Origin of the sequence: Micromonospora sp. GCM10011541, from assembly GCF_042650725.1 — a bacterium.
In the GTDB taxonomy this organism is placed as follows: Bacteria; Actinomycetota; Actinomycetes; order Mycobacteriales; family Micromonosporaceae; genus Micromonospora; species Micromonospora sicca.
Genome location: NZ_JBHSBP010000099.1, coordinates 25,101 through 38,338 on the forward strand (window position 1 = coordinate 25,101; position 13,238 = coordinate 38,338).

12 protein-coding genes are annotated in these 13,238 nt (G+C 71.7%); 8 read left to right on the forward strand and 4 right to left on the reverse strand.

Annotated features, from left to right (window positions below):
- Nucleotides 1–3: 3 nt before the first annotated feature.
- On the reverse strand, nt 4–642 hold the full coding sequence (locus tag ACFOYX_RS32395) for a hypothetical protein (protein ID WP_322438607.1): 639 nt from the start codon (nt 640–642) through the stop codon (nt 4–6).
- Between the two features lie 175 nt (nt 643–817).
- Between ACFOYX_RS32395 and ACFOYX_RS32400 the strand changes: the two genes are divergently transcribed.
- From ACFOYX_RS32400 to ACFOYX_RS32410, 3 genes are all read left to right on the forward strand, one after another.
- Entirely contained in the window at nt 818–1,696 is an 879-nt protein-coding gene (locus ACFOYX_RS32400; protein ID WP_322438822.1) for a pentapeptide repeat-containing protein, read from the forward strand.
- Nucleotides 1,697–1,804: 108 nt separating this feature from the next.
- Nucleotides 1,805–2,041, forward strand: a complete 237-nt coding sequence (locus tag ACFOYX_RS32405; RefSeq protein ID WP_109805911.1) for a preprotein translocase YidC — start codon at nt 1,805–1,807, stop codon at nt 2,039–2,041.
- A 54-nt stretch (nt 2,042–2,095) separates the two neighbouring features.
- Entirely contained in the window at nt 2,096–2,329 is a 234-nt protein-coding gene (locus ACFOYX_RS32410; RefSeq protein WP_109805903.1) for a hypothetical protein, read from the forward strand.
- Between the two features lie 21 nt (nt 2,330–2,350).
- Here ACFOYX_RS32410 and ACFOYX_RS32415 read toward each other — a convergent pair whose 3' ends face one another.
- From ACFOYX_RS32415 to rnhA, 3 genes are all read right to left on the reverse strand, one after another.
- Nucleotides 2,351–2,563, reverse strand: coding sequence for a ferredoxin (locus ACFOYX_RS32415; protein ID WP_377534684.1), 213 nt, complete (start codon nt 2,561–2,563; stop codon nt 2,351–2,353).
- Nucleotides 2,560–3,783, reverse strand: a complete 1,224-nt coding sequence (locus ACFOYX_RS32420) for a cytochrome P450 (protein ID WP_322438608.1) — start codon at nt 3,781–3,783, stop codon at nt 2,560–2,562. The genes ACFOYX_RS32415 and ACFOYX_RS32420 overlap by 4 nt, the downstream gene beginning before the upstream one ends.
- Nucleotides 3,784–3,867: 84 nt before the next feature.
- A complete protein-coding gene (gene rnhA, locus ACFOYX_RS32425; protein WP_322438609.1) occupies nt 3,868–4,344 on the reverse strand; it encodes a ribonuclease HI in 477 nt (158 codons plus the stop codon).
- Nucleotides 4,345–4,444: 100 nt separating this feature from the next.
- Here rnhA and ACFOYX_RS32430 point away from each other — a divergent pair, with 100 nt between their 5' ends.
- The 5 genes from ACFOYX_RS32430 (at nt 4,445) to ACFOYX_RS32450 (ending at nt 13,200) form a co-directional block, all read left to right on the forward strand.
- On the forward strand, nt 4,445–4,576 hold the full coding sequence (locus ACFOYX_RS32430; RefSeq protein WP_322438610.1) for a serine hydrolase: 132 nt from the start codon (nt 4,445–4,447) through the stop codon (nt 4,574–4,576).
- A 947-nt stretch (nt 4,577–5,523) separates the two neighbouring features.
- Nucleotides 5,524–7,884, forward strand: a complete 2,361-nt coding sequence (locus tag ACFOYX_RS32435; RefSeq protein WP_322438611.1) for a glycosyltransferase — start codon at nt 5,524–5,526, stop codon at nt 7,882–7,884.
- A complete protein-coding gene (locus ACFOYX_RS32440; protein WP_322438612.1) occupies nt 7,881–9,542 on the forward strand; it encodes a glycosyltransferase family 39 protein in 1,662 nt (553 codons plus the stop codon). Before ACFOYX_RS32435 ends, ACFOYX_RS32440 begins: the two co-directional genes overlap by 4 nt.
- A complete protein-coding gene (locus tag ACFOYX_RS32445) occupies nt 9,539–10,915 on the forward strand; it encodes an alkaline phosphatase family protein (RefSeq protein WP_322438613.1) in 1,377 nt (458 codons plus the stop codon). The genes ACFOYX_RS32440 and ACFOYX_RS32445 overlap by 4 nt, the downstream gene beginning before the upstream one ends.
- Nucleotides 10,906–13,200: a hypothetical protein gene (locus ACFOYX_RS32450; RefSeq protein ID WP_322438614.1), complete on the forward strand. Its 2,295-nt coding sequence runs from the start codon at nt 10,906–10,908 to the stop codon at nt 13,198–13,200. Before ACFOYX_RS32445 ends, ACFOYX_RS32450 begins: the two co-directional genes overlap by 10 nt.
- Nucleotides 13,201–13,238: the final 38 nt, after the last annotated feature.

Below are 13,238 nucleotides of genomic sequence, written 5' to 3' on the forward strand. Positions count from 1 at the left end.
CGCTCACCTGACCAGCGAGATGGAGGCCCGCTGGATGTACGCGACCTGCGCGGCGAAGGCCACCAGCGCCACGACCACCCCGACCGCGACGGCCACCGTCGGTGCACCACCCGTCACCCGGGTTAACAGGGTGGCGCCCAACCCGATCAGGAGCGCGTTGACGGCACCGACCATCGCTGCCGTGGTGAGCAGCAGATGCCAGCGGCCCGGCCGGGTGCCGACCGCCGCCCAGACGGCGCGCTGCGGGTCCCCACCGAGGACCGCGTCGGCGAAGAAGTCGTGATCGCCGGCGAACTGTCGGTGGTAGTAGGCGCGGATGCGCTGGATGCGCTGGAGATCCAGCGAGTTCTCCACCATGTTCTGCACCAGCCGGCCGAAGGTGAACAAGCCGGTGATCACCAGGGTCGGCACCACCGCGCCGAGGTACGGCTTGAGCAACTGCCCGCTGGACGAGACGAAACCCAGTCCGATCAGCGCGGCGGAGAGCATGGTCAGGAACACCGTGGCCCGGCCGACCGACTCGGCGATCGTGGCGCCGCGAGAGGTCTGCAGCACGAAGTGCTCGGTGGTCAGGGCGGTGAGCAGCGCCTGCTCCCGTGCCTGCTCGTCCATTCCGCCGCCCTTCGTGCCGGTTACGGTCACGATACGAAGATCCGGGGCGACGGCGTGGGCGAACGGAGGCCACGACCGGCCCTGGTGCCCGGGCCGCCGGGACCGCGACCGGCCGGTGGGCGGAGAATGGGTCCGGTCGCGGCCCCCTCGCCGCGCGCACCCTCAGCAACTCGGAGCAGCGGGAGATCGGTTCAGCGTGTCGGACATCGCGCAACAGCAGTCGTCGGCGACCGCCGGGCGGGAGCTGCGCGCCGACTGCGCGCGCTGCTTCGGCATCTGTTGCGTCGCGCCGGCCTTCGCCGCCTCCGCCGACTTCGCGCTCGACAAGCCCGCCGGGCAGCCCTGCCCGAACCTGGGGCCGGACTCCCGCTGCGGCATCCACCGCGACCTGCGCCAGCGCGGCTTCCCCGGCTGCACGGTGTTCGACTGCTTCGGCGCCGGGCAGCAGGTCGCCCAGGTCACCTTCGGCGGGCGGGACTGGCGGACCGACCCGGCGACCGCGCGCCGGATGTTCGACACGTTCGCGGTGATGCGACCGCTGCACGAACTGCTCTGGCATCTGACCGAGGCGCTGGCCCTGACTCCGCCCGGTCCGCTGCGCGACGACCTCACCCGGGCGCTGGCGGAGATGGGGCGGCTCACCGACGGCACCCCGGAGGAACTGCTCGCCCTCGACGTCGACGCCCACCGGGGTCGGGTCAACGCGCTCCTCTCCCAGGCCGGCGAGCGGGCCCGCGCCGGCCACGCGGGCGCGGACCGGCGCGGGGCGGTGCTGATCGGGGTGGACCTGCGCCGGGCGGACCTGGCCGGGGCGAACCTGCGCGGCGCCTGCCTGATCGGCGCCGACCTGCGCGGCGTGGACCTCGGCGCGGCCGACCTGACCGGCGCGGACCTGCGCGGGGCCGACCTGCGCGGGGCCGACCTGAGCCGCTGCCTCTTCCTGCACCAGTCGCAGCTCGACGCGGCCCGCGGCGATCACCGCACCGCGCTGCCGGCGGCGCTGCGCCGCCCCGCGCACTGGTCGCTCACGGTGACGCCGACCCGCCCCCGGACCGGACGCCCGGACACGCGCCGCCGGCGCTGACCCGATACCGCCGCCACGGGCGGTGACGTTTCGCGGCGGTGCCGTCGGGTAGCCGGAACTGCCGCCGTCATGACCACGTCGGCGGCCGGCGGCACCAGGGAGGCGACCGTGGGATATCGGGCACGGCAGGGCAAGCAACCGGTCGATCCGGCGCACGCCGAGGACGAGGCCGGTCAGGCCCGGTTGGTCCAGGTGGGGGCGGACACCGACGTCCCGGCGCCGGAGGACGGCGCACCGAAGCCGGACCTGGTCACCGAGGACGACGGCTCCGGGGTAGCCGGCGGCGCCTCGGGCAGCAGCTCGGGCGGCTCCAGCATGCCCGGGCACCCCGACGCGACCCGCTGACCGGGCCCAAGCGGACGACGTTTGCCGTCGCCGGACGCGGGCAGGAGGGCGACAATGACGAGTGAGAATTCCTTCGGCCGCGCGGCGACCGACGAACCCGACGGCGCGACCGCGTACGAGGCGTCGCTGCGACCACCGGGCGACTCCCTGCGCACCACCGACGACACCGGCGACGACTTCGCCGACCTCCCGGCTGAGGAGGCGCGACCCGCTCGGGAGACCAGCCGGGCCGGCTACGACGTCGACGCCGTCTCGGGCACCGGCGAGCTTCCCAATCCCGAGGAGTGACCCGGCGGCCGGCCGGGGCCGTCAGTCGAGGCTGATCGCGCCGGCCGGGCAGAGGCCGGCCGCCCGCCGGACCCGCTCGCCCACCTCCGGCGGCGGCGCGGTGAACCGGAGCAGGACCAACCCGTCGGCGTCGTCCTGGTCGAAGACCTCCGGCGCGGTCAGCACACAGTTGCCCGAGCCGCAGCAGCGGTCCCGGTCCACCCGGACCCGCAGCGGCACCGGCGCGCCTTTCACCAGGTCACCGGCAGCGCGCCGAGGCCGTAGACGACCGAACTGTCCCGGGTGGGCAGTCGCCCCGCCGTCGCGGTGACGCGCAGCCGGGGAAAGCGGCGGGCCAGTTCCACCAGCGCGATCCGCAGCTCCGCGCGGGCCAGGGGCTGGCCGATGCACTGGTGCACCCCGAAGCCGAACGCGAGCTGCTGCTGCGCCGCCCGGTACGGGTCGAACTCCTCGGGCCGGTCGAAGACCGCCGGGTCGCGGTTCGCGGTCGACAGCACCGCGATCACCCCCTCGCCGGCCCGGATGAGCCGCCCGCCGATCTCCACGTCCTCGGTGGCCAGCCGGGGCAGGCCGGTCCGCACGATGGTCAGGTAGCGGAGCAGCTCCTCCACCAGCGCGTCGGCGTTCCCCGGATCGTCGCGCAGGGCCGCGTACCGGGCGGGGTGGCGCAGCAGCAGCAGGGTGCTCAGCCCGATCATGTTGGCGGTCGTCTCGTGGCCGGCGATGAGCAGCAGCACCGCCATGCCGACGAGTTCGTCGACGGCCAGCTCGCCGGTGTCGACCCGGTCCCGGGCCAACCGGCTGAGCAGGTCGTCGGTGCGGTCACCGGCGGCGACCTTCGCCTCGACCAGCCGTTGCAGGTAGTCGCGCAGCTCCTGCACGTGCCGCCGGACCCGCTCGGGCGGTGCGTCGCGGTCGATCAGGGTGCGGCTGCGCTCCTGAAAGAAGTCGTGGTCGGCGTACGGAACGCCGAGCAGGTGGCAGATCACCATCGACGGCAGCGGCAGCGCGAACGTCGTCACCAGGTCGGCCGGCGGGCCGGCGTCGCGCAGGTCGTCGAGGGTCCGGTCGACGGTCTGCCGGATCAGCGGCTCGATCCGCCGGACGTTCTTGATCATGAACTCGGCGGTGAGCATCCGGCGCAGCCGGGCGTGCTCCGCCCCGTCCATCCGGATGAAGCCGCCGCGCCGGTCGCCGAGCGCCCCGGGGGCCAGCCGGCGCAGCAGCGGGAAACCGGGCCGGGTGAGGTCGGCGCTGAAGCCCGGATGGCGCAGCAGTTGCCGGACGTCGGCGTGCCGGGTCACCAGCCAGGCGGTCGCGTCGGTGGGCAGCCGGACCCGGGTGACCGGCCCGGCGAAGCGGCGCCGCTCCCCCGCGTCCAGCGGGACGAGCGGGTCGCGGGTCAGGTTGAGCGGTGGCCAGAGCGGCAGGTCGGTCAGGGCGGCAGGGGTCACGCGGAGACCTCCGAACGGCGACTGTCGGTAACGACATCGATCCGCTACGTTACCCATCGACGGGCTTCGACACAACCCGCCGCCTCACCGGACGGCGGCGGCCTCCGCCCGGGCCTCGGTCATGCCCCGGTTGGCCAGCGCGTCGGCCCGCTCGTTCTCCGGGTGACCGTTGTGCCCCTTCACCCAGAGCCAGGTCACGTCGTGCCGGGCGCAGGCAGCCTCCAGCCGCTGCCACAGGTCGGCGTTCTTCACCGGCTGCTTCGCGGCGGTCAGCCAACCGTTGCGCTTCCACGAGGCCAGCCAGCCGGTGATGCCGTTGCGCACGTACGTGCTGTCGGTGTGCAGCCGGACGGTGACCGGTCGGGTCAGGCTCTCCAGCGCCCGGATCGCCGCGGTCAGCTCCATCCGGTTGTTGGTGGTCGGCGTCGCCTCGCCGCCGCACAGCTCCCGCTCGTGGTCGCCCCAGCGCAGCAGCGCCCCCCAGCCACCGGGGCCGGGATTGCCGCTGCACGCCCCGTCGGTCCAGATCTCCACGACCCTGCCGGCCGCCGCCTCCACCATGCCGGCAACCTACCGGGTACGCCGGCCGGCGGGACCACCCGACCCGCGTACGGGCGCTGTCGTGCGGCCATGATCAGGCACCTGGCGTTCGTGGGAGCGGATGTGCGCCGCCGAGCCGCGCTGGGCGCCCGGCGAGCAGGTCGCGTACCACGCGTGGATGTTCGGCTGGCTCGCCGGAGAAGTGGTGCGGCGGGTCACCGGTCGGCGGATCTCGCAGGTGCTCGCCGACTGACGGTGGCCGCGGGCTCGGCGCGGGCGACGGGGACCCGATGGAGGGCTTGCGGACCCTCATCCGTGACGCGGTGGTTGCCGGATCCGCCTGAGTGGACCGGGGCGTGGATGGCCCGGGGTGGATGCCGAGGAGTGCCGGGGCTCCGTCCGGTGTGGTGGCCGCGCCGATTGGATGCCGGACCGTGCCGAGCAGCCTGGTCCTCAATGGTCCGCTCGGACATCGGAGCCCGCGGCGGACCGGCCGGCGCACCGCATCAATCGGTGCACATGTTCGGGTTACCCGGTGGACGGCGACAACGCTTTCCGGAGGCGGGCGCTCAGCCGAACGGCCACGCCGGGCTGCACTGAAACAATTCCCCGGCCGTCGCAATCAGTGAACACAGCGGGCAACACGTCGGTCCGCTGAACCGATCACTTCCATGCCGTACGCCGTTGAATGAAAGGCGTCTGCCCGACGAGGACGACCCGCGATGCGCCTCGCAGGTGCCGCCCGATGATTACTCAGCGCAGCAGGGCCATGATCACTCCGCGATCTGGGCAGGTAAGCCGGGTGGCCGAACGGCTGGAGTTTGCTTCGCGTTGCTGTCGCGTTCACGACTCGTTGAATGTTGGACACCTCGTGTTCACCTTTCGTAAGGTCCTGACGAACCCGCGGCCGTTTCGTCGTTTCCGATCGAGCCGAGACCGAACGAGTGTCGGTCCGGCGCACATTTCCCGCACGGCACGCTTCTTTCGCCCATTTCTGAGCCGGATATCCGGCGGCTCGTTACTGCCCGGAAGCAACTGATGGAGGGTCGAATGACCGAGGTTGCACAGACACCTTCGATTGGTACGGACGACGCAGCCCCCGGAAATCCGGGGGACGAACTCCGGCGACGCCAGAACGGGCGCGAGTCAGACCCCGCACCGCACTATCTGCACCGTCCCGCATCGGATCGGCAGATCCGCTTGAGCGTCATCGTGCCGACCCGCAACGAGGCGGAGAACATTCCCGCGCTGCTGTCCAGACTGGGCCCGGCCCTCGCGCCGCTCCACGCGGAGATCATCGTCGTGGACGACAGCGAGGACGACACCCCGACGGTGCTGGCCCGGCACGCGGCCGACGCCCCGGTCGCCGTACGTCTGCTGCACCGGCCGCCGGGCAAGCGCGCCGGCGGGCTGAGCGGCGCGGTGGTGCTCGGCGCGCGGCACGCCCGCGGCGAGTGGGTCCTGGTGATGGACGCGGACCTCCAGCACCCGCCGGAATCGGCCGGGAGTCTGGCAGGCATCGCGATGCGGCACGACGTCGACGTGGTGGTCGGCACCCGCTATGCCGGGGAGGGCTCCAACGAAGGGCTCGGCGGCGCCGCCCGCGAGGCCACCTCGTCGTGGGCGACCCGGCTGGCGAAGAGCCTCTTCCCCCGCCGCCTGACCACCATCACGGATCCGATGAGCGGCCTGTTCGCGTTCCGCCGGGCCGCCGTCGACCTGGACCGGGTGAACCCGATCGGCTTCAAGGTCCTGCTGGAACTGCTCGTCCGCCACCCCGGCGCCCGGGTCGCGGAAGTCGCATACGAGATGGCTCCCCGGCACGCCGGCCGTTCCAAGGCATCGGTGCGGGAGGGGCTGACCTTCCTGCGGCACCTGTGGCGGCTGCGCGGCCAGCGGCTGGTCGGCCAGATGCGCGAGGGCCCGGCCGCCGGCCGGGACCGGCTGCGGGAGCTGGGCAGGATGATCGCCTTCGGACTGGTCGGACTGTCCGGGTTGGTGGTCAACACGGCCGCGTTGTGGTTCTTCTACGAGCCGGCCAGCCTGCACCACCTGCTGGGCGCCACCCTGGCGACCCAGCTCTCGACGGCGTGGAACTTCGTCCTCGTCGACGCCCTCATCTACCGGCGCAACCGACAGGGCTCCCTGGCCGGACGGGCGGGCCGTTTCTTCCTGCTGAACAATCTGCTGTTGCTGTTGCGCCTGCCGCTGTTGCAGGCCCTGGTCTGGGCCGGCGTCGGGGTTCTGACGGCGAACGCGCTCACGCTGGTCGCACTGTTCCTCGTCCGGTTCCTGGTCAACGACCGGGTCATCTATGCCGGGGGCAGCACCGGCCGGCGCGATCCCGTGCGCATGCTCGTCAACCTGGAGGCCCCCGAAGCCGCCGCCGCCCCCTCCCGCAAGCGGTACCAGTACCTCAAGTACCGGTACGACGTAGCCGGGGTGGTCACCATCGGGTCCCAGATCATGCTGCCCGAACTGGAGTTCTTCCGCGCCCAGTGGATCGCCGACTCGGATGTCGACATCGCGGTGCGGGTCAGCGACGTGGGAGGCCGGGGGCCGCGGCGCCGCGCCGCCATGACCGAGTACGCCAACCAGTCCGTCCTGCGGTACGAGGAGCACCTGGGCCGGCTGGGCGCGAACTTCCGGATCCAACTCGGCTCGCCGATCGACATTCAGGTCGGTCCGCTGCTCGCCCGTTCACCGCACGTGGTCTACACCAACATCATCGAAGCGCTGCTGCGGTTCGTGCTCGTGTCGCGGGGTCACATGCTCCTGCACTCGGCGTGCGTCAGCCTGAACGGCGTCGGGGTGATGCTCTCCGCCCTCACCGACACGGGCAAGACGGCCACCGTGCTGCGCCTGCTGCGCGACCATGGCGGGCTCTTCCTCTCCGACGACATGACCCTGATCAGTCCCGACGGCGTCGCCATGTGCTTCCCCAAGCCGCTGACGATCAGCGCGCACACGCTGCGCGCGGTGCAGGCCCAGGACCTGACCCCGGCCGAGTGGCGCCGGTTGCAGTTCCAGAGCCGGCTGCACTCCAAGGGTGGCCGGTCGCTGGCCCTGACCCTGAGTCGGTTCAACCTGCCGATCATGGGCATCAACGCCATCACCCAGCGGCTCGTCCCGCCCCCGAAGTACAGCGTCGACCGGCTGGTTCCCTGCCGCATCGGCCTCAGCACCCGGGTGGAGGAGCTGTTCATCATCGAGCGCGGCACGCCCCGGATCAGTGACCTCGGCCAGGGCGAGACGCTGGAGCGGATGATCCAGAACACCGACGACGCGTACGGCTTCCCGCCGTTCCGCTACCTGGCGCCCGCGATCACCGTCGGCGGGCAGGGGTACGTCCAACTGCGCCAACGGGAGCGGGAGATCCTTACCGGCTTCCTGTCCCACGTCCGCAGCCGGGTGGTGGCCTCGGACCGGTTCGGCTGGGCCGACGAGATCCCGCGCCTGCTGCAGGAGGACCGCGGGGACCCGCCGGCCGAGCAGCAGGTGATTCTTCCGACCTGGCCACGGTGGAATGGGGCACTGGCCCCGAGCGGAGCGCATGCGTGAGCGTGACCCGATCCTCGGTCGGGGAGGTGAAGCACGACCGTTGCGCGACGACGGTCGTGCTCCACCCCGTCGACCAACCCGAGCCGGCGTCACGCCCCGGGGGCGCCGGCCAGGAACGTTGGTGGCGCCGGTGGGCGGCGCCCGGCGCCCTCGTCGCCATCGCGGCGCTGGCGCTGCTCCTGCGGGTGTGGCAACTGGACGCCCTCGGCTTCAACAGCGACGAGGCCGTCTACGCCGGGCAGGCCGCCTCGCTGGCCGGCAACCCGAACTACTCGCCGTTCTTTCCGGTCTTCCGGGCCCATCCGATGCTCTTCCAGACCCTCCTGTCGCCGTTCTTCCGCACCGGCGAGGTCGACGTGGCCGGGCGGGTGGTGGTGGCGGTGCTCGGTGTGGCCACCGTACTGGCCGTCCACCTCTTGGGTGCCCGGCTCTACGGCCGGCGCGTCGGGCTGGTGGCGGCGCTGCTCATCGCCGTCATGCCGTACCACGTGGTCGTCACGCGGCAGGTCCTCCTCGACGGACCGATGGTCCTGTTCGCGACGCTCACCCTGTACTGCCTGGTGCGGTTCGTTCAAGCCCAGCAGGTGCTGTGGTACGTCGCGGCCGGTGCGATGCTGGGCGTGACGATGCTGACGAAGGAAACGAGCGTCGTCCTGGCCGGCGGCGTCTACGCGTTCCTGGCGCTGACGCCGATGGTGCGTCGGCCGGTGCGCTTGTCGGTGCTGGCCCTCGCTCCGATGGTGCTGGCCTTCGCGACGCACCCGGTCTCGCAGGCGCTGGCCGGACGCACCGAAGCCGGTCGCAGCTATCTGGTGTGGCAGCTGTTCCGGCGGCCCAACCACTCGATGGGGTTCTACGTCGAGACCGTGCCGGCGGCGATGGGCCTGCTGGTGGTGGCCGCGGCCGTCGGCGGCCTGTGGTGGCTGCGCAGGCGGCGCTCCTGGCGGGAGACGCTGCTGGTGTCCTGGATCGCCGCCCCGGTGGTGTTCTTCCAGCTGTGGCCCGTCAAGGGTTTCCAGTACCTGCTTCCCGCCGCGGCGCCCGTCGCGGTGCTCGCCGCCCGGGCGCTGACCGCGCTACCGGTACCCGAGCGGATGGGCCGCCTGCTCCGCCGGGCCGTCCGGTCGCCGGGCGCCCGGCCGTCGACGGCGATACGGACGGTGCGGGCCGCCGTGATCGCGGTGGTCACCCTGAGCTTGCTCGGCCCCAGTTGGAACGCCGTCAACCGGGCGAACAACGCGACGTTCCTCGCCGGGTCCGGCGGGGTGCCGGGGGGCCGGGAGGCCGGCCGGTGGCTGGCAGCCAACACGCCGGACGGTTCGGTGGTACTCACCCTCGGCCCGTCAATGGCCAACATCATCCAGTACTACGGCCACCGCCGCAGCTACGGACTGTCGGTCAGCCCGAACCCGCTGCGGCGCAACCCGTCGTACGCGCCGCTGCCCAACCCCGACTGGTGGCTACGCCACAACGACCTGCAGTACGTCGTCTGGGATTCGTTCTCCGCCGGACGCTCGGCGTTCTTCTCCGAGCGGTTGATGGTCCTGATCCGCCGCTACCACGGGCGCGTCGTGCACACCGAGTACGTCGACGGGACCGACTCCACGGGGGCTCGGGTTCCGGTTCCGGTGGTCATCATCTACGAGGTGCGTCCATGACCGACCCCACTCGCCCGCACGGCCGTCGCGCCGGTCGCCTGTTGACCCGCGTGCTGCTGATCACCTGCCTGCTGGCGCTCGCGGACCCGGCCACTGCCGCGCACGCCGCGCCGCGGCCGGCACCCCCACCGAGCCCCACCACACCGATCGACCACTTCGTCTTCCTGATGCAGGAGAACCACACCTTCGACAACTACTTCGGTACCCGGCCCGGGGTCGACGGGATCCCCCCGGGCACCTGCATGCCGGTGCGCCGGGGTCAGGCCGAGCCCTGCGTCAAGCCGTTCCACCTGGGCGAGTTGGGCAGCCTCGACCTCGACCACACCGCGGAGGCCTTCCGGGTGCAGTACAACAAGGGCCGGATGGACGGTTTCGTCGAGGGAGTGAGCACGCAGGGCAAGGAAGGCACGCTCGCGATGGCCCATTACGACGACCGCGACCTGCCGTACTACTGGAACATCGCTGACGAGTACGTGCTCTTCGACCGCTTCTTCAGCTCGTCGAATTCGGGCAGCATCCGCAACCACATGTTCCGGGTGACCGGCGGCCCCGGCGCCACCGGAGCCTCGGAGTCCATCCCCGAGGAGGGCTGGGGCGACATCCCGACCATCTTCGACCGGTTGGAGGCCGCCGGGATCAGTTGGAAGTTCTACGTGGAGAACTACGACCCCACGATCACGTTCCGGTCCCGCGCCAGCGAAGAGGACATCGACCGCGGGGCGCAGGTGATCTGGGTGCCGCTGCTCGGCTACGCACGCTACGTCGACGATCCACGGCTGTTCGGCAAGATCGTGGACCTGAACGAGTACTACGACGACGCCGCCAAGGGCCAGCTGCCCGCGGTCTCCTTCATCGCCCCGGCCGGCGACAGCGAGCATCCGCCCGGCAGCATCCGGGCCGGTCAGAACCTCGTCCGGACGCTGCTGACCCAACTGATGCGCTCACCGAACTGGAACTCCTCGGCCTTCCTGTGGTCGTACGACGACTGGGGCGGTTGGTACGACCACGTCGCACCTCCCCAGGTCGACGCCTACGGATACGGCTTCCGGGTGCCCGCCCTGCTGGTGAGCCCGTACGCGAGACGCGGCCACGTCGAGTCCACCACCCTGGACTTCACCTCCGTGCTCAAGTTCATCGAGGTCAACTGGCGGCTGAAACCTCTGGCCGAACGGGATCGCAAGGCGAAGACGTTTCTCGACGCCTTCGACTTCGATCGACCGCCACGGCCGGCGGCGTTCCTCAGCACCGAACGCACACCCCCGGCCGTCACCCGACCTGACCCGGTGCCCGTGTACGCCTCGTACGCCGTCACGGGCAGCCTCGTAGCGGCGCTGGTCGGCGCCGCGGCGCTCAGGCGGCGGCGATGGACGTGACCCGGCGGATCGCGCGGGCGGTCGTCCTCTCGCTGGCCGCGGCCGTGCTGACGGTGCTCGTGCTGCCCACCGCCGCAGCTGCGCGGCCGGCCTCGGCGCAGCCGGGGACGCTGCAGCTGCAGACGGTACCCCCGCTGCCCGGCGTGGTGGTGAAGGTGGACGGGCAGGTCGCCACGTCCGACGCCAAGGGCGGCATCCGGGTCCACGTCCGCAACTTCGTCGATCTGGACAAGCGCGTCGTGGTTCCGGAGACCCGGATCAGCCGGGATCGCAAGGTCGTCTTCGACCGCTTTCGCGGCGACGTCGACGCCGGCGTGCGCGGCAAGGTCGTGGAGCTCGGTGTGCGTACCGCTCGCCTGGTCTCCTGGACCTTCATCGACCGCTTCGGCAACACCGTGCCCGCGGACCGGGTCACCGCCATGCGGCTGCGCAGCAACACCGGTGAGATCCACGACCTGAGCGGCGCCGAGCTGGCCCGGCCACGCTGGGTCTCGGAGAGCCGCACCCAGCAGGGCCCACAGGGCCTGACGTCCAAGCAGCTGTACTACGTGGTCGACAGCGCGATGGTCGACGGCACCTCGGTGGTCAACCGTGCGGGGCAGCGGTTCGTGCCGTGGGAGCAGCAGGCGTGGGTGGTGCAGTTGCTCTTCTTCCGAGTCTCGTTCACGGCGACCGACATGTTCTTCACCCAGCAGGCCGGCGACGGCATCGAGCTCACCCGCGCCGACGGCGGCATCCAGCGGTTGCCGTTCGGCCGGGACGGCACGGCCCTGGTGCCCGACCTGCCGCGCGGCACGTACACGATCACCGTCTTCGGCGGCGGCGTGTCGTTCGGACGCCCGGTCAGCATCAGCAAGGACCAGCAGGTGACGCTCACCGTGATCAGCGCCGCCGACCTGACCCTGGTGATGGTGGCGGTGCTGGTCGTCGCGGTGGGCCTGGTGCTGCTCGGCCGGCCGCATCTGCTCGACCGGCTGCGCCGCGCCGGCAGCGCCCTGATGGTCCGAACCCGGGCACGGCGTGCCCGACCGCAGCACCGCAGACGGTTGCGGACGAGGCCCGCGGCCGCACGCCAACCGGACGTCCAGGCCGCGGGCGACCGGCGGCCGGCGCCGGCCCAGGGCGCAGTCACCCTGGTGCTGCTGCTCGCCGCGCTCGCGGTCACCCTGCTGCCGTCGGGGACGGCGCACGCCGAGGTGGGCCACCGGCGCGACACCCCCCACCCGTCGGTGGCTCCCGTCCCGGTCCTCGCCTACTACTACATCTGGTTCAACCCGACCTCCTGGAATCGGGCGAAGATCGATTACCCGCTGCTCGGGCGTTACTCCAGCGACGACACCGAGATCATGCGGCGGCACGTGCGGATGGCGAAGACCGCCGGCATCAACGGGTTCCTGGTGTCGTGGAAACACACGCCGCAACTCGACGAGCGCCTGGCCAAGCTGGTCGAGGTGGCCCGGGAGGAGAAGTTCCGCCTGGGCATCGTGTATCAGGGGCTCGACTTCTCCCGTACCCCGCTGGCCTTCGACACCGTCCGCACGGACCTGTCGTTCTTCGCCACCCGCTACGGCACCGACCCCGTCTTCGACATCTTCGGCCGGCCGGTGGTGGTCTGGACCGGCAGCGACCGCTTCACCGCCGCGCAGATCAAGGAAACGGTCGGCGGCCTACGCGGGAAGCTGCTGGTCCTCGGCAATGCCAAGAGCCTCGAGGATGTCGAATCGAGTCAGGCCGCGCTCGACGGCCAGGCCTACTACTGGTCCTCGGTGGACCCGGTGACCGGTATCACCGGGCGAAAGCTGGCGCAGATGTCCCAGGCCGTGCACCGGCGAGGCGGATTGTGGATCGCCCCGGTGACGCCCGGCTTCGACGCCCGCCTGGTCGGCGGCAAGCGCGAGGTCCCGCGCCGCAAGGGCGACACCCTGCGGGCCTCCTTCGCCGCGGCGCGCCTCTCCCAACCCGACGCGATCGGGGTGATCAGCTGGAACGAGTTCAGCGAGAACACCCACATCGAGCCGAGCGAACGCTTCGGCGCGGACGACATCAACGTGCTGGCCGACCTGCTCGGAGTGGGCGTCGACGTGGACGTGCCGGTGGACAGCAGCGAGCCGGGCGACGGCGCCCACTGGGGGCTGAGCGCCTGGGGCGCACTCCTGGTCGCCGGTGCGGCGGTGGTGCTGTTACCGCTCGGCGTGGCCTTCCACCGACGTCGCTCCACACCGGCCGGTACCCGTCGCGACCGACCCACCGGCACCGGGACGGAGGACCTCTTCGCCGACCTCTGATGACGATCCGCTCCTGGGGAGGTGAGCCGCAACGGTCA